Here is a 15496-nt window from a genome sequence, read left to right as displayed (position 1 = left end):
GACAGAATTACTTCAAGAGAACGGGGCCGCCAATTGTTTGGCCGCCCCGTCATTGTGCGAGGGGGTCCCATATGGGCCGCGGCCGGGCAAAGGCAAAGCAGACGAAGGTTGCACGTCAGCTGAAGTACTCCACTCCGAACACCGACCTGGAAAGCTTGCAGCGTGAGCTCTCCGGACAGGGCGATCCGGTTGTAGAACGACCGGATCCGGTGGACGACTGGGTGGACGAAGAGGAGTGGCGACGCGCTTGACGCGCACACTCTTCGGGCGTTGATCTCTCGACGCCCGGGATCACCCCACATTTTTCTCCGCATGAGCGGACCCGCGGCGACGCGGGACCATGTTTTCGCACGCACCACCCGTTTCTGATGGGTGGTGCGTGCTCATGCGCACGTTCCGTGGTGATCCCGTCATGAACAGACACCGACGCCCGCCGAGGGAATCCCCTCCGGCGGGCGTCGGTGTTGTGTGTGCGGCTGCACCCCCGCTCCAATGTCTCTGCGAGAGTTGCGGATTCACCGATCGCGCTAGAAGCGCGGGTGCTCCCCGAGCAGGGTGACGCGAGAGTCGTTGTCCGAGCGGTCACTCGCGCGCTTGACGGTGCCGAGGACCCAGTTGTCGACGTGCCGTGCCGTCAGCACGGCCTGCGCGCGGTCGGTGTCCTCCGGCGCGACGACCGCCACCATGCCGACGCCCATGTTGAAGGTGCGTTCCATCTCGAGCTGTTCGACACGGCCGCGCTGACCGATGAGCGCGAAGATCGGGGCCGGCGTCCACGTGTTGCGCTCGAGCTCGGCCACGAGCCCGTTCGGGATCACGCGCGCGAGGTTCTCGGCGAGGCCGCCGCCGGTGATGTGCGCGAATGTACGCACGTCAGCCTCGGCGATCAGGGCCAGGCAGTCGCGGGCATAGATCCGGGTCGGCTCGAGCAGCTCCTCGCCCAGGGTGCGACCGAACTCCTCGACATGACCGAACAGGTCCATGTGACCCCACTCGAGCAGCACCTTGCGGGCGAGCGAATACCCGTTGGAGTGCAATCCCGACGACCCCATGCCGATGACGACGTCGCCGGCGCGGACGCGGTCCGGGGTGAGCACGTTGTCGGCCTCGACGACACCGACCGCGGTGGCGGACATGTCGTAGTGGTTGTCCTGCATCAGGCCGGGGTGTTCGGCGGTCTCGCCGCCGAGCAGGGCGCAACCGGCTTCGACACAACCGTCGGCGATGCCGGCGACGATCTGGGCCACCGTTTCGGGGACCACCTTGCCGACCGCGATGTAGTCCTGCAGGAACAGCGGCTCGGCGCCGCAGACGACCAGGTCGTCGACACACATTGCGACGAGATCGCGGCCGACGGTGTCGTGCTTGTCGATGGCCTGCGCAACGGCGAGCTTGGTGCCGACGCCGTCGCTGGCAGCGGCCAGGACCGGCTCCCGATAGTTGCCCTTGAGTGCGAACAGACCGGAGAAACCGCCGATCCCGCCGAGAACCTCCGGACGAGACGCACGCTTGGCATGGGGCGCGATGAGTTCCACAGCCCGCTCACCGGCGTCGATGTCGACCCCGGCCGCCGCATACGACGCCGGTGTCGAGCTCCCGGCCGTCTCGTCGGCAGCAGCATCCCGCTCCGTCATCACCGCAGCACTCCCGTTCCAGAAAATCTCGGTCGAACGTTGTTTCCGGCGTGTTCGCCGACGGGTCATACGGTACCGGAGGGCCTACGGCACGAAATCAGGGCCGCATGACCGCGCTGACGTTGTCGTTCGGCTGGGTCAGCGGGTCCACCGAGCGGTCGCCGGCCGCGCTCGCCAGCATCTGTTCGAGGACCGCCTTGCCCATCGAGGTCTCCTTGGGCAGCTCGATCGGGTACTTGCCGTCGAAGCACGCAGCGCAGAGGGTCGACGCGGCCTGGCCGGTGGAGTTGATCATCTCGTCGATGCTGATGTAGCCCAGCGAATCGGCACCGATGGCCTGCCGGACCCCCTCGACCATCCCGGCCTCGGACTCCATGCCGTTGGCGATCAGTTCCGCCGGGGACGCGAAGTCGATCCCGTAGAAGCACGGCCACCGGACCGGGCTCGACGCGATGCGGACGTGCACCTCGGCGGCACCGGCCTCGCGCAGCATCCGGATGAGCGCGCGCTGGGTGTTGCCGCGCACGATCGAGTCGTCGACGACGACGAGCCGTTTGCCTCGGATCACCTCGCGCAACGGATTGAGCTTCAGGCGGATACCGAGCTGGCGGATCGTCTGCGACGGCTGGATGAAGGTACGACCGACGTAGGCGTTCTTCATCAGTCCCTGGCCGTACGGAATCCCGGATTCCTGGGCGAACCCGACGGCCGCCGGCACGCCCGACTCCGGTACCGGGATGACCAGGTCACCCTCGGCGGGGTGTTCCTTGGCGAGTCGGCGACCGATTTCGACGCGGGTCGAATGCACCGAACGACCGTGGATCACCGAGTCGGGACGGGCGAGATAGACGTATTCGAAGACGCACCCGCTGGGGGTCGGCTCGGCGAAGCGCGTGCTGCGCACGCCGTCGGCGTCGATGGCCAGCAGCTCGCCCGGCTCGATGTCGCGGACGAACGACGCACCCACGATGTCGAGGGCGGCGGTCTCCGAGGCGACGACCCAGCCGCGGTCGAGGCGGCCGAGTGACAGCGGGCGCACCCCATGCGGATCGCGCGCGGCGTAGAGCGTGTGCTCATCCATGAAGGTCAGGCAGAACGCGCCCTTGAGGGTGGGCAGCAGTTCCATCGCGGCCTGCTCGATCGAGCTGTCCGCGGCGCCGTGCGCGAGGAGCGCACCGACGACATCGGAGTCCGATGTCGCTGCCGAACTCTTGATCCCCTGCTCGCGCGCACGCGCCGCGAGGTCCGCGGTGTTGACCAGGTTGCCGTTGTGGCCCAGGGCCACGCCGGTCCCGGCGTCGGTGGTGCGGAAGATCGGCTGCGAGTTCTCCCAGGTCGTCGAGCCGGTGGTGGAGTACCGGCAGTGGCCGATCGCCACATGCCCGCTCATCGCACCCAGGGTCTGCTCGTCGAAGACCTGGCTGACGAGTCCGAGGTCCTTGAACACGACCACCTGGCTGCCGTCGCCGACGGCGATGCCCGCGGCTTCCTGGCCGCGGTGCTGCAGGGCGTAGAGGCCGTAGTAACTCAGCTTGGCGACGTCCTCGCCGGGCGCCCAGACACCGAAGACACCGCATTCCTCACGCGGTTCGTTCTCGAGATCGTCCAGCGGGGCCGGATTGATCGCACCCGAGCCACGTGCGGAGCATCCGCCCGCCGGCGTCGTGGCAGCGAGCAGGTTCATGTGGGCGATCGAATGATCAGGCATCGACTAGCTCCCTGGGGCTGCGAATCGGTCCGTCGAGTGGGCTGGGAGACATGCGTGAGTTTACGGGTCGGTCGGCTCCCGATGCGAATCTTCCAGCGGTGTCGACCGGCGGGTCATTCCCGACGCCCCGGTCGAGTGATGCATCACACTCCTACTCCCGGTCGCCCGGCGGGCCGATCGGGATGAGCGGCAGCAGGTCGGCGATGAGTGCCGCGCGATGCCCGGACGCATCCACCAGGCCCGCGGCGAGGGCGTCGTCGTAGGTGAGGACACCGGCGACGAGGAGCAGCCAGGTCCGCGGCGCCATCTCGACGACGTTCGGCGGCGTTCCGCGGGTGTGACGGGGACCTTCGATGCACTGGACCGCGACGAACGGAGGCACCCGGACCTCGACCGAGTTCCCGGGGGCGAGCTGCTCGAGTGACCGGGCCGATCGACGGACGGCGTCGGCGAGGGCGGCGCGTCCCGGGGTCGGCACGGTCGGGTCGACGAGCCAGTCCGAGACGGCCAGCACCGCGGCCCGGACCTCGGCGGGGTCCACTCTCCTGCGTGGTGGCACTCCGCCATCTTCGCAAGAGGGTTCGCGCCGATGCGGATCGGGCAGTATTGACCGCATGGGAGCCGAGGTGTCCAAACAGCAGTTCACCGGCGAGGACCGGGTTCGTTTCCGGCGTCAGGTGGGTCGCGGCACGGAAGCGATCGCGCGGATGCTCGCCGACGGGCTGTTCACCGATCAGGGCCGTCCGCCGAAGCCGTTGCTCGGCATGGAGGTCGAACTGAACCTCGTCGACGAGGACATGCAGCCCGCGATGGCGAACGCCGCCGTCCTCGAGGCGATCGCCGATCCGGACTATCAGACCGAACTCGGCCAGTTCAACATCGAGATCAACGTCTCGCCGCGACCGTTCACGACCGACGATACGATCTCGCTCGAGCAGGCGTTGCGGACGTCGCTCAACCGGGCCGAGCAGCGGGCCGCACAGACGTCGAGCCACCTGGTCATGATCGGCATGTTGCCGACACTGAAGTCCGAACACTTCGCGCATCACTGGATCTCGGCGAACCCGCGCTACGACCTGCTGAACGAGCAGATCTTCGCCGCCCGCGGCGAGGATCTCGAGATCGACATCACCGGCGTCCCGCTGACCGATGGACACCACACCGAGCACCTGCGCACCTCGACCGATTCGATCCTGCCCGAGGCGGCCTGCACCTCACTACAGCTGCACCTGCGGGTGGCGCCGGAAGACTTCGCCTCGCACTGGAATGCGGCACAGGCCATCGCCGGGGTGCAGGTCGCCCTGGCCGGGAACTCGCCCTTCCTCGCCGAGACCGCGTTGTGGCACGAGAGCCGCATCCCGGTCTTCGAACAGGCCACCGACACCCGGCCGCTGGAGCTGAAGAACCAGGGTGTCCGGCCGCGAGTGTGGTTCGGAGAGCGGTGGATCAACACGATCTTCGACCTCTTCGAGGAGAACACGCGCTATTTCCCCGCGCTCCTCCCCGTCTGCACCGACACCGACCCGCTCGCCGAGCTCGACGACGGACGCATCCCCACCCTCGACGAACTGCGTCTGCACAACGGGACCGTCTACCGCTGGAACCGTCCGGTCTACGACATCCACGAGGGACAGGCCCACCTGCGCGTCGAGAACCGCGTGCTGCCCGCCGGTCCCACGGTCGTCGACACGATGGCCAACGCCGCGTTCTACTACGGCGTCGTCCGGGGCCTCGTCGAATCCGACCGGCCGCTGTGGTCGCGGATGTCGTTCAACGCCGCCGCCGAGAACCTGCAGTCCGGCGCCCGCACCGGCATGGAGTCGCAGCTCTACTGGCCCGACGTCGGCTGGGTGCGACCCGACGAACTCGTCCTGCGCCGGCTGCTCGTGCTCGCCGAGGACGGTTTGCAGCGGTTCGGCGTCTCCGACAAGGCCCGCAAGCGCTACCTGTCGGTCATCGAGGGCCGCTGCATCTCCCGCCAGACGGGATCGGTCTGGCAACGCCAGGCGGTCGCGGCCCGCGAACGCGCGGGCGAGAGCCGGACACAGGCGCTGCACGGGATGCTCCGCGACTACGTCACCCAGATGCACGAGGGCGAGCCGGTGCACACCTGGGAGGTCTGACACCCGCCTCGGCGCTCGTCGACGGACCTGCTTTAATGGAAACAATTTCCATTAAGGAGGCTCCGTTGAAGGTCCGTGCATCCATCCGGTCGTTGAAGAACCAACCCGGTTCACAAGTGGTCAAGCGCAAGGGGCGCATCTACGTGATCAACAAGGGCAACCCCAGATTCAAGGCGCGCCAGGGCTGATCGTCGAGCACTCGCCGCCCAGAATGCTATCGTCGCGGCCGAGCAACTCCGCTGGAAACGACATTCGTGCTGCGACTGCAGCATCAGGGTCCCCGCGTCGACGGGCGGCGTCGAGTAGTCACACAGACGGCAGGAACTGCGCGCTCAACTCGAGGCGCGGCCTGCCGTCGTGGCGATGATGCCGCCCGACCCAGACAACGTGGTCGTCGTCCCGCGAGATCCTACCGGCGCCCACCGACAAGTTCCCGCAACGCAATGACTCTGATTCATATTGCCGGGCAATTGTTTTCGTGGCTAGACCCGCCGGACTCGTGTACACTCGAACGTACATTCGCTGCAACGGTTCTCGGGGGGAGGTCACCGTCATGTCCGGCATCACACACACCGACGACGCGTCCGTGCCGGCTCCCCGGGTGGTCGAGTTGGTGGCTGATCTGCATCGCACCCTGGACAAACTGCAGTCGGTGGATTTGTCGCCGTGTACCGATGCCGAACTGGCCGAGGTGGCCGCGGAGACCGAACGCGCCATCGCGCGTCTGACCGTCGCCGGAGACCGGCAGATCGATCAGGTCGAGGCCCGCGACCTGCCCCGCAAGACGGGGTGCCGAACCCTCATGCAATTCATGACACACCGGCTACGAGTCTCGAACCCGATGCGGCGTCGCAAGCAGATGGACGCCACCGCCCACCGCACCAGCCTCGGCGGCGAGGTCCTACCACCTGAACATCCGTGCCTCGCTGAGGCTTTCGCACAAGGTTCTGTCGGCTCTGCGCATGTGCAGGCCGTCCTCGATGTCCTCGACCAGATCCCTCATGGAACTGACCACGATGTGAAGGTCGCGGCTGAGCGGCAGATGGCCGAGATCGCCGCCGACCACACCCCGGCTGACATCACTCAACTCGGTGCGCGGTTGCTAGCTCATCTCGATCCTGACGGCACTCTGGCCGACGATTCGGAACGCAAGAGGCGCCGCGGCCTGTGGATCGGTCGGCAACGCGCCGATGGCACCGCGAAGATCTCGGGCACGCTGACTCCCGAACTCCACGCCCGGTTGTCGATGATGTTCGCCGTGTGGGGCAAACCCGGACTCAACAACCCCGACGACCCCGACTCGCCCAGCGGACCGGCCGGCACCGCCGACCCTGACGCCCTGGCCGCGGCAGTCGACCGCGACGGTCGCACTCTCGCCCAGACGAATCATGATGCGCTCGACGCCGCACTCGCCGCAGGCTTCGCCGACGGAACACTCGGCACGTCGCACCGAGGCCTGCCCGTGCAACTGATCATCAAGACCGACCTCAACGACCTCATCCGCGAAGCCGGACTCGCCACCACCGCCACCGGAACCCTGCTGCCCATCCGGGACCTGATCGCGATGGCCGGTGAGGTCCAGCCGTGGTTGGCGATCTTCAAAGACGCCACCACCGTCCCCCTACATTTCGGGCGCGGCAAACGCCTCGCGACCCGCGAACAACGCCTCGTCTCCTTCGCCCGCCCCGACGGGGAAGTGTGCTCGGCACCCGGCTGCGACCAACCCGCCACCCACGTCGAACTCCACCACGCCCAGAAGGACTGGGCAAAAGGCGGTCTCACCGACATCGACGACCTCGCACCCGCCTGCCCGCGACACAACCGCATGGTCGGTGACCAACCCGGCCGATACACCACCCGGGTAGTACGCGACGGACCGGACGAAGGCCGCTGCGCCTGGCGACTCAACGCCGAACCCGGCGCGCCACCCAACCCCGAACACATCAACCGCCGACCCGACATACCCAAGCGGTTGCAGGCCCACCTGGAACAGGTTCGGCGAGAGATCCACGGACGCACCACGTCCGGCGATGAGCCACGCCCACATCACGCGCGCCGATCATGGTTGAAAACCAGCCACGTCATCGACGTCCGACCACCCCGACCCGGACCACGCACACCCCGGCCGTCCCTCGTCGAAGCACACCTCATGGAGTTACTCGCCAGTCGATGACTCTCGCCTGTCGGATCACATCGCCCGCCGTCGTCGAGTGCGGCTACTTCTGCACGAAGAGCCCCCGCCCGGAGATGAGCGGCAGGTCGAGCGCGGTGACCAGTCCGGGTTTCGCATCGACCACCGCCGCAACGGAATTGACCAGACGCATGGCGGTGACGATCATCCCGGACACGTTGTGGTCGCCGTTCTCACCGTGGTGCCCGAACTCGACCGTCATCTCCGGTTCGCCGGAGATGGCGATGCGGTAGCAGCCGTCGCCCTCGTTCGGGGTCGGCCAGTCCGGGCACTGGTCGGGGTGGGTGCGCGTGTAGTGCTCCAGCACAATGCGATCCACGCCGTCGACCTGACCGGCGACCTCGAACCGGACCGCGGCCATCGTGCCCTTCGGGATCTCGACGGACACCGTCGAGTAGTCGCGGTCCGCCTCGACCCGCTCGACGCGTTCCACGAGCGGCTCGTCGAGCACGAGGTCGAGTCCGGCGGCGATCTGTCGCACGACACTCCCCCACCCCATCGACAGGATGCCCGGTGCGAACAGCAGCGGCGTGGCGTCCAGGGGCTGCCCGAAGCCGAACAGGTCACGCATGACGACGGGCTGATAGTAGGTCGAGTAGTCGGCGATCTCCTGGCAGCGGATCTCGTCGATGCGCTGGGAGAGACTCGTCATCGCCAGCGGCAGTGCGTCATTCGCGAAACCCGGGTCGATGCCGTTGACGTGGAGGCTCGCGCCACCCGCCGCACCCGCGGCGGCGATCCGATCCAGCAGCGAGTCGGGCAGGATGCCATGGGGGAACTGCAGGACCACCGGCCCGCTCGACACCACGTTGATCCCGTTCTCCACGAAGAAGATCAGATCCTCGATCGACTCCATGACGCGGTCGTCGGTCATCGCGGTGTGCACGATGCAGTCGGGTTTCAGGGCGATCAGCGCGTCGCGGTCGCCGGTCGCCGCGACACCCAGCTCACGGTCGAGACCCGCGAGTTCGCCGGCGTCCTTGCCGACCTTGGCGGGGTCGGACACCCACACACCCACGAGTTCGAGGTCGGGCCGGGCGTCGATCCCGGCGATGGCATGTCGTCCGACGGTTCCGGTCGACCACTCGACCACGCGCAATGTCATGCGATCCAAACTAGAACACGTTCCACTTCGCCGTGCCGATTCGGCGAGATGCGCCTCGCTAGAGTCGGGAGCTGTGACCGCGACGTCGCCCCCGGACCCCGCCGCCCCGATCCACATCGACCACGACGGCCATCGGACGATGCTCAAGTGGCACCGCGGCCGGCGGCGCGCCGACGACACGGCGTTCACCGCGACCCGGATCGTCGAGGGCATGCGGCTCGGCGCGAGTATCGAGATCGATCTGGTGATCCACGCCGAGCGCGGTTTCGCCGTCCTGCACGACCGCACGGTCGACCACGCCACCACCGGCACCGGCGTGGTGTCGGCGCTCCCGGCGTCGTATCTGCGGGAACTGTCCCTGCGGGACAACCGCGGCCGGCCCGTCGACGAGCACGTCCTCCTGCTCGAGGACCTGACCGAACTCTTCGACGGCGTCGACATCGCGCCCACCGCGTCCCTCCAGCTCGACTTCAAGGAGGACGACGCCGCGCTCGATCCCGAGGCCGTGGCGGTGTTCGCCCGCAGTGTCGCACCCCACGCCCGCCACTACATCTTGTCGTGCGGCGACGCCGCGGCGGTCGACACGTTGACCTCGGCCGCACCGGGCATCCGGATCGGTTACGACCCTTGCCATCACGGTGCCGCCGACGCGGCGATCCGCTCCGGGGACTTCGACGGCTTCGTCGACCGCGCGGTGGCGGCATCGCCGGAGGCCGAGATGGTGTACCTGGAGAACCGGCTGATACTGGCGGCCGACCACCGCGGCCACGACCTGATCGGCGCGTTCCACGAGCGCGGTCGGCTCGTCGACGGGTACACGGTGACGCGGGTCGGACCGCGCGTCATCCCGGACATCAGGCGACTGCTGGAGTTACGGGTCGACCAGATCACGACCGATGATCCCGAGGCCCTGGCGACGCTCGACCTCGATGCCCCCGCACGTGATTCCGGTTCGCGGCTGGTGCGCTGGATCCGCGGCAGCAGCCGACGCTCAGACGTGCAGTGACCAGAACGGTTCGACAGGGATGTTGCGGACGACGAACCAGGCCAGCACGACCACCAACACGACGACCCCGGAGTAGCGGAGGTGCTGCCAGCTGCGAACCCGGCGGCCGGTCCACAGTCGCAGGCAATAGGCGCCGAAGGCGAAGAGCAGCAATCCCATTGCGAGCACCCCGACGGCGTTGTAGTGCATCGCCGCCGGGACATCGCCGTGCAGCAGCGAGTAGATCGCCCGTAGCGACCCACAGCCCGGACACGTCACCCCGAAGATCAGCTTGGTCGGACAGACCGGCAGGGTGCCACCAGGCGTCGTCGGATCGCCGAACCACACTGCCGCACAGACCATCCCGGTTCCGGCGACGACCGTCGCCGGACCGAGGTACCGATGCTTCGAAAGGGCCGACACCCGTCCGAGGACGGCCCTCTCGAAACGCTCAGTACGTGGACGTGGACGCGGAGGCGCCGAGGAGGATGACGAAAAGGACGACATAGACGATGATGATCAGGACCCAGATGATGACCGACGAGATCGCACTCCACATCGCCCACTTCTTGGCCTCGTCGGCCGCCTTCTGCGCACCGGCGTAGTCGCCGGCGGCCCACAGCTTGCTGACGGAGGTCGACTTCACGATCGACACGATCCCGAGCGGCAGACAGCAGAGCACCGTGGACAGGATCGCCCACACGAGGTTGTTGTCCGGTTCCGGGCCGGCCGGATTCCCGCCCGGGAACCCGCCGTACGGCTGCTGTCCGTAGCCACCCGCGCCGTAGTTCGGCGGCTGGTTCGGATCATTGGGGTAGCTCATCTGCGCCCTTTCGACTCGGTCAGAGAACTCCAGGAGCGTAACCGTTCATCACCGGGCGCGACATGCCTGGAAACGATATTGATTCCATTGACATACAACGGAATCCTCGCAGGCCGGACCGTTGCGTGATGCAACTACGGCGTGTCCTAGACCGTGTCGCCGAACAACCTCGGGAGGGTGCCCTCGTGCGCCTCACGGAGTTCGGCGAGGGGCACCGAGAAGTAGTCCTGGACCTCGACGGCGTCGCTGCCCTGGTCGACCACACCGATGCGTGTCCACGGCATCGAACGCGCGTCGAGCATGGCGGTGAACCGCGATTCCTCGGTGCGCGGGACCGCCACGAGCACGCGCCCGGCAGACTCGGAGAACAGCCAGACGAACGGGTCGGCGTCCTCGGGCAGCAGGACGCGGCACCCGGTCTCGCCGGCCAGGGCCGCCTCGACGACGGTCTGGATGAGGCCACCCTCGCTGAGATCGTGTGCCGCGGAGATCAATCCGTCGCGGGACGATGCGGACAGGATCTCGGCGAGCAGACGTTCGCGTTCGAGGTCGACCTGCGGCGGGACGCCACCGAGGTGGTCGTGACTGACCTGGGCCCAGATCGAGCCGTCGAATTCGTCGCGGGTCTCACCGAGCAGGATGAGTGTCTCACCGGGTTCGGTGCCGATGCCGGTCGGGATGCGGCGGTGCACATCGTCGATGACGCCGAGGACGCCCACGACCGGGGTCGGCAGGATGGCCGTCGCACCCGTCTGGTTGTAGAAGCTCACGTTGCCGCCGGTGACCGGGATGCCGAGCTGGGCGCAGCCGTCGGCGAGCCCCCGGACCGCCTGCTGGAACTGCCACATCACCGCCGGGTCCTCCGGGGAACCGAAGTTGAGGCAGTTGGTCACGGCCTTCGGCGTCGCCCCGGACACCGCGACGTTGCGGTAGGCCTCGGCAAGCGCGAGCTGCGCGCCGCGGTAGGGATCGAGGAAGGTGTAGCGGCCCGACGCATCGGTCGCCAGTGCGATGCCGCGCCCGGACTCCTCGTCGATGCGGATCATCCCCGAGTCGGCGTGCTCGGCCAGGACGGTGTTGCCGCGCACGTAGCGGTCGTACTGGTCGGTGATGAACTTGCGGCTGCACAGCGCGGGCGAGGCCAGCATGGCCAGCAGCGTCTCGCGCAGCTGGTCGGATGTGCTCGGGCGCTGCAGCGGTTCGGTCGTCGACGCGATGACGGTGTCCTGCCAGTCGGGCCGGGCGACGGGACGCTCGTAGACCGGACCGTCGTGGGCGACGGTGCGCGGCGGCACGTCGACGACGGTCTCGCCGTGCCAGGTGATGACCAGCTGATCGCCGTCGGTGACCTCGCCGATGACGGTCGCGAGCACATCCCACTTGCGGCAGACCTCGAGGAACTTTTCGACGTTGTCCGGGGTCACGACGGCACACATGCGTTCCTGCGACTCGCTGGAGAGCACCTCCGCCGGGGTCATGCCCTCGGCGCGCATCGGCACCTTCTCCAGGTCGATGTGCATGCCGCCGTCACCGGCTGCGGCGAGTTCGCTCGTGGCGCAGGACAACCCGGCACCGCCGAGATCCTGGATGCCCACGACGAGTCCGGCGTGGTAGAGCTCGAGGCAGCACTCGATGAGCACCTTCTCGGTGAACGGGTCGCCGACCTGGACGCTGGGCAGCTTCTTGCGGTTCGGACCCGAGCCCTCGGAATCGTCGAAGGTCTCCGACGCCAGGACCGAGACACCGCCGATGCCGTCGAGCCCGGTGCGTGCACCGAACAGGATGATCTTGTTGCCCGCGCCCGAGGCGAAGGCCAGGTGCAGGTCCTCGGTGCGCAGCACGCCCGCGCACAGCGCGTTGACGAGCGGGTTGCCCGCGTAGCTGGCGTCGAAGACGGTCTCACCGCCGACATTGGGCAGGCCGAGGGAGTTGCCGTAGCCACCCACGCCGCGCACCACACCGTCGACGACGCGCCGGGTGTCCGGGGCGTCGGCCGGGCCGAAGCGCAGCTGATCCATGACCGCGATCGGGCGTGCGCCCATGGCCATGATGTCGCGCACGATGCCACCGACTCCGGTGGCGGCGCCCTGGTACGGCTCGACGTAGCTCGGGTGGTTGTGCGATTCGACCTTGAAGGTCACCGCCCATCCGTCGCCGATGTCGACGACGCCGGCGTTCTCGCCGATGCCGGCCAGCATGCTCGCGCGCATCTCGTCGGTGGTGGTCTCACCGAAGTAGCGCAGGTGCACCTTCGACGACTTGTAGCTGCAGTGCTCGGACCACATGACCGAGTACATGGCGAGCTCCGCGTCGGTGGGCCGGCGACCCAGGATCTCGCGGATGCGCGCGTACTCGTCGTCCTTGAGACCGAGTTCGCGGAAGGGTTGCGGATGGTCCGGGGTCTGGGCAGCGGCTGAGACGGTATCCACCTGGGCACTCACCCGGACAAGTCTAGGCGTGCGCGGGCGGTTGCGGCCGCCGGGGCGCCTCGGGTGCGCACCCTGGGAGATCTGCGACGGATGTCACGCCGGTCTAGCGATACTCTGTCTCCGGCGACCGCCCCCGGGGTGTGTCGTCGTGGTACCCGGGGAGAACGGTTCGGGGTCGGTGTGCGCCGATGGGACGACACAGGGGGAAACGATGGCCGATGTCCGCAAGGCGAGGGCACTCTTCGAACTCGGCGTCCTGTCCCTGAACATCCCGGTCGAAGGTCAGGAACCGGTCGACAATCCCGCTCAGGCCGCCAAGGCCTTCACTCGAGCGACCGAATGGGACCCGGCCCTGGGCGACGCCTGGATCGGCCGGCTGGCCTGCGGCGACAGCAGCAATGAGGTCCTCCTGGGCCTCTATCGTGCCCGCGGGTCGATCGGCGCGGAGCAGCGCCGGCTCGGGCTCCCGCCCGGCACGATCGCGGGGCGCTGGTACACCGGGATGCTGATCGACTTCCCGGCGTCGAATGCCGTCGAGGCGACCGCGGCCTACGCGGCCAGTCTGGTCCGCGGCGCGGACTTCGCCGGTGCGGAAGAGGTCCTCGACGAGGTACCCGCGGCGCACCGCGTGCCGATCGTGGATTTCGTCCGCGCGTTCCTGCACTTCGCCACCCAGCGCTGGCCCGACGTCCTGACCTCGCTGACCAGGTCCGACCGGTGGAACGACCCGTACATGCAGGCCGTCGCCGACTTCATGGCCGGGACGTCGTGCGTGCATCTCGGCATGTACGGCGAGGGCATGCGGCGCCTGCAGAACGCGGTCGACGGCCCGATCCCGTCCTGTTCGACGCAGGCGATCTTCGTCTACGGCCTCGCGCTGCGCGAGCAGGGCCACGAGGAGAAGGCGAAGTCGATGTTCGAGCAGGCCTACGCCCGTGACCCGTCGCTGACCGGCGCGGCCGACGCCATCCGGTCGCCCTCTTACCGGATGCCCCCCACGACGCCCGAGCAGATCGCCGAGCGCACCGACCGGTGGGACCCGAAGTCGGTGCCCGATGGCGCCGAGTCCCTGGTGTCGGCCTCCGGGGACCCCGCCGAACAGAATTCGCTGGTGACCGAGGCGCAACGGGAACTGGCCGAACAGATCGGGCTCGAGTCGGTCAAGCAGCAGGTGGCCAAACTGCAGTCCACCGCGACCCTGGCGAAGGTCCGCGCCGACCGCGGGCTGTCGACGTCGGCCCGCAGCCTGCACCTGGCTTTCACCGGACCGCCCGGCACCGGCAAGACGACCGTGGCCCGCATCGTCGCCAAGATCTACTGCGGCCTCGGCTTCATCAAGTCCGACAAGGTCGTCGAGGCCACCCGCCGCGACATGGTCGGTGAACACCTCGGCAGCACCGCCATCAAGACCGCGGCGCTCATCGACTCCGCGATGGACGGCGTCCTGTTCATCGACGAGGCGTACACGCTCATCCAGCAGGGGCTGTCCGGCGGCGACGCGTTCGGTCGCGAAGCCGTCGACACCCTGTTGGCCCGGATGGAGGACGACCGTGACCGGCTGGTCGTGATCATCGCCGGCTACGACGCCGAGATCGATCGGTTCCTCGCCTCCAACGACGGACTGGCGTCGCGCTTCGCACGCCGGGTGCGCTTCGACTCCTACACCCCCGACGAGCTCGCCCGCATCGCCGATTTCATTGCGCGCAAACGCGATTCGTCCTTGACCCGGGAGGCGATGGTCGAGATCGAACAGGCGTGCGCTCCGCTGTACCACGACGTCCGCGAGCATCAGGGCACCGCGCGGCGCGCCACCGATCTCGCCGGCAACGGCCGCTTCATCCGCAACATCATCGAGGCGGCCGAGGAGGAGCGCGAGTTCCGGCTCAGCACCGCCGGCGACTTCGACTCACTCAGCCAGGACGACCTGATGCGCATCGAGACCACGGATGTCCGGGCCGCCATCTCAGGCGTGCTCTCCGGCCTCATGCGCTGACCGCGCCCCATCCCATCCCGCACCACCGGGTCACCACCCGGACCGCTTCCCGAGGAGTTCCGTGATGTCTGTTCCCGCCCGCCGATCCCGCCCCGCCGAGCTGGCCGCGGGCCTGTCGATGGCCGCGATGATGATGCTGGCGATCGGTGCGTGTTCGTCCGACGACGCCGCGCCCGCACCTTCATCCGACAGCGCGGTCCCGACCACGAGCGCCACCGAGACGAGCAGCCCAGCCACATCTGCGGACAGCAGCCGGGCCAGTGCGTCACCGTCGAGCGTCTCCGAGTCCGGTTCCGACACCGGGTCCGGCTCCGCGTCGACCATGACGTGCACGGAGTTCCGCGAACTCGACGACGCCCGGCGGGCGGCGGTCCTGACCGATCTGGACGTGACCGACAATGTCCAGCAGGTGGCCACGGTGGCGGCGACGGTCTGCCTGACGCGGCCCGACGACACCATCGCCGCTGTCGTCGCCGAACTCCTCCCGCGCTGATAGTTTCACCAG

Annotated in this window: 14 protein-coding genes; 7 read left to right on the top strand and 7 right to left on the bottom strand. The window is 68.1% G+C overall.

The window, feature by feature from the left end; all coding sequences use genetic code 11:
• The first annotated feature begins 71 nt into the window (after positions 1-71).
• Positions 72-251, top strand: coding sequence for a DUF3073 domain-containing protein (locus tag GR168_RS04400; protein ID WP_010842099.1), 180 nt, complete (start codon positions 72-74; stop codon positions 249-251).
• 276 nt (positions 252-527) lie between these two features.
• On the opposite strand, the gene purM is transcribed toward GR168_RS04400, so the two are convergent.
• The 3 genes from purM to GR168_RS04385 form a co-directional block, all read right to left on the bottom strand.
• Positions 528-1634, bottom strand: a complete 1107-nt coding sequence (gene purM, locus GR168_RS04395) for a phosphoribosylformylglycinamidine cyclo-ligase (RefSeq protein ID WP_065629158.1) — start codon at positions 1632-1634, stop codon at positions 528-530.
• 97 nt (positions 1635-1731) lie between these two features.
• Entirely contained in the window at positions 1732-3342 is a 1611-nt protein-coding gene (gene purF / locus GR168_RS04390) for an amidophosphoribosyltransferase (protein WP_159370133.1), read from the bottom strand.
• Between the two features lie 151 nt (positions 3343-3493).
• Positions 3494-3901 carry a sterol carrier family protein gene (locus tag GR168_RS04385; protein ID WP_159370132.1) on the bottom strand — a complete coding sequence of 136 codons (408 nt, stop codon included), beginning with the start codon at positions 3899-3901 and terminating at the stop codon, positions 3494-3496.
• Positions 3902-3956: 55 nt separating this feature from the next.
• On the opposite strand from GR168_RS04385, the gene GR168_RS04380 reads away from it, so the two are divergent.
• The 3 genes from GR168_RS04380 to GR168_RS04370 all read left to right on the top strand — a co-directional run bounded on the left by GR168_RS04380 (position 3957) and on the right by GR168_RS04370 (position 7638).
• Positions 3957-5465, top strand: coding sequence for a glutamate--cysteine ligase (locus tag GR168_RS04380; RefSeq protein ID WP_068972217.1), 1509 nt, complete (start codon positions 3957-3959; stop codon positions 5463-5465).
• Positions 5466-5530: 65 nt separating this feature from the next.
• A complete protein-coding gene (ykgO, locus tag GR168_RS04375) occupies positions 5531-5653 on the top strand; it encodes a type B 50S ribosomal protein L36 (RefSeq protein WP_033205406.1) in 123 nt (40 codons plus the stop codon).
• A 365-nt stretch (positions 5654-6018) separates the two neighbouring features.
• Complete coding sequence (locus GR168_RS04370; protein WP_159370131.1) at positions 6019-7638, top strand: HNH endonuclease signature motif containing protein; 1620 nt, start codon at positions 6019-6021, stop codon at positions 7636-7638.
• Between the two features lie 43 nt (positions 7639-7681).
• On the opposite strand, the gene GR168_RS04365 is transcribed toward GR168_RS04370, so the two are convergent.
• Positions 7682-8761: a diacylglycerol kinase gene (locus GR168_RS04365; protein ID WP_159370130.1), complete on the bottom strand. Its 1080-nt coding sequence runs from the start codon at positions 8759-8761 to the stop codon at positions 7682-7684.
• Between the two features lie 139 nt (positions 8762-8900).
• On the opposite strand from GR168_RS04365, the gene GR168_RS04360 reads away from it, so the two are divergent.
• A complete protein-coding gene (locus GR168_RS04360; RefSeq protein WP_205334159.1) occupies positions 8901-9767 on the top strand; it encodes a glycerophosphodiester phosphodiesterase family protein in 867 nt (288 codons plus the stop codon).
• On the opposite strand, the gene GR168_RS04355 is transcribed toward GR168_RS04360, so the two are convergent.
• From GR168_RS04355 to purL, 3 genes are all read right to left on the bottom strand, one after another.
• A complete protein-coding gene (locus GR168_RS04355; protein WP_159371821.1) occupies positions 9753-10109 on the bottom strand; it encodes a DUF2752 domain-containing protein in 357 nt (118 codons plus the stop codon). The genes GR168_RS04360 and GR168_RS04355 overlap by 15 nt on opposite strands.
• Positions 10110-10197: 88 nt before the next feature.
• Positions 10198-10569: a CD225/dispanin family protein gene (locus GR168_RS04350; RefSeq protein WP_058252586.1), complete on the bottom strand. Its 372-nt coding sequence runs from the start codon at positions 10567-10569 to the stop codon at positions 10198-10200.
• A 146-nt stretch (positions 10570-10715) separates the two neighbouring features.
• Complete coding sequence (gene purL / locus GR168_RS04345; RefSeq protein ID WP_176455858.1) at positions 10716-13010, bottom strand: phosphoribosylformylglycinamidine synthase subunit PurL; 2295 nt, start codon at positions 13008-13010, stop codon at positions 10716-10718.
• 199 nt (positions 13011-13209) lie between these two features.
• Between purL and eccA the strand changes: the two genes are divergently transcribed.
• Together eccA and GR168_RS04335 are read left to right on the top strand one after the other, a co-directional pair.
• On the top strand, positions 13210-14991 hold the full coding sequence (gene eccA, locus GR168_RS04340; protein WP_159370128.1) for a type VII secretion AAA-ATPase EccA: 1782 nt from the start codon (positions 13210-13212) through the stop codon (positions 14989-14991).
• A gap of 64 nt (positions 14992-15055) precedes the next feature.
• Entirely contained in the window at positions 15056-15484 is a 429-nt protein-coding gene (locus GR168_RS04335; RefSeq protein WP_159370127.1) for a hypothetical protein, read from the top strand.
• Positions 15485-15496 lie beyond the last annotated feature (12 nt).

The organism is Gordonia sp. JH63 (assembly GCF_009856645.1).
Classification (GTDB): domain Bacteria; phylum Actinomycetota; class Actinomycetes; order Mycobacteriales; family Mycobacteriaceae; genus Gordonia; species Gordonia hongkongensis.
This window is presented reverse-complemented; position numbering and strand designations above follow the sequence as displayed.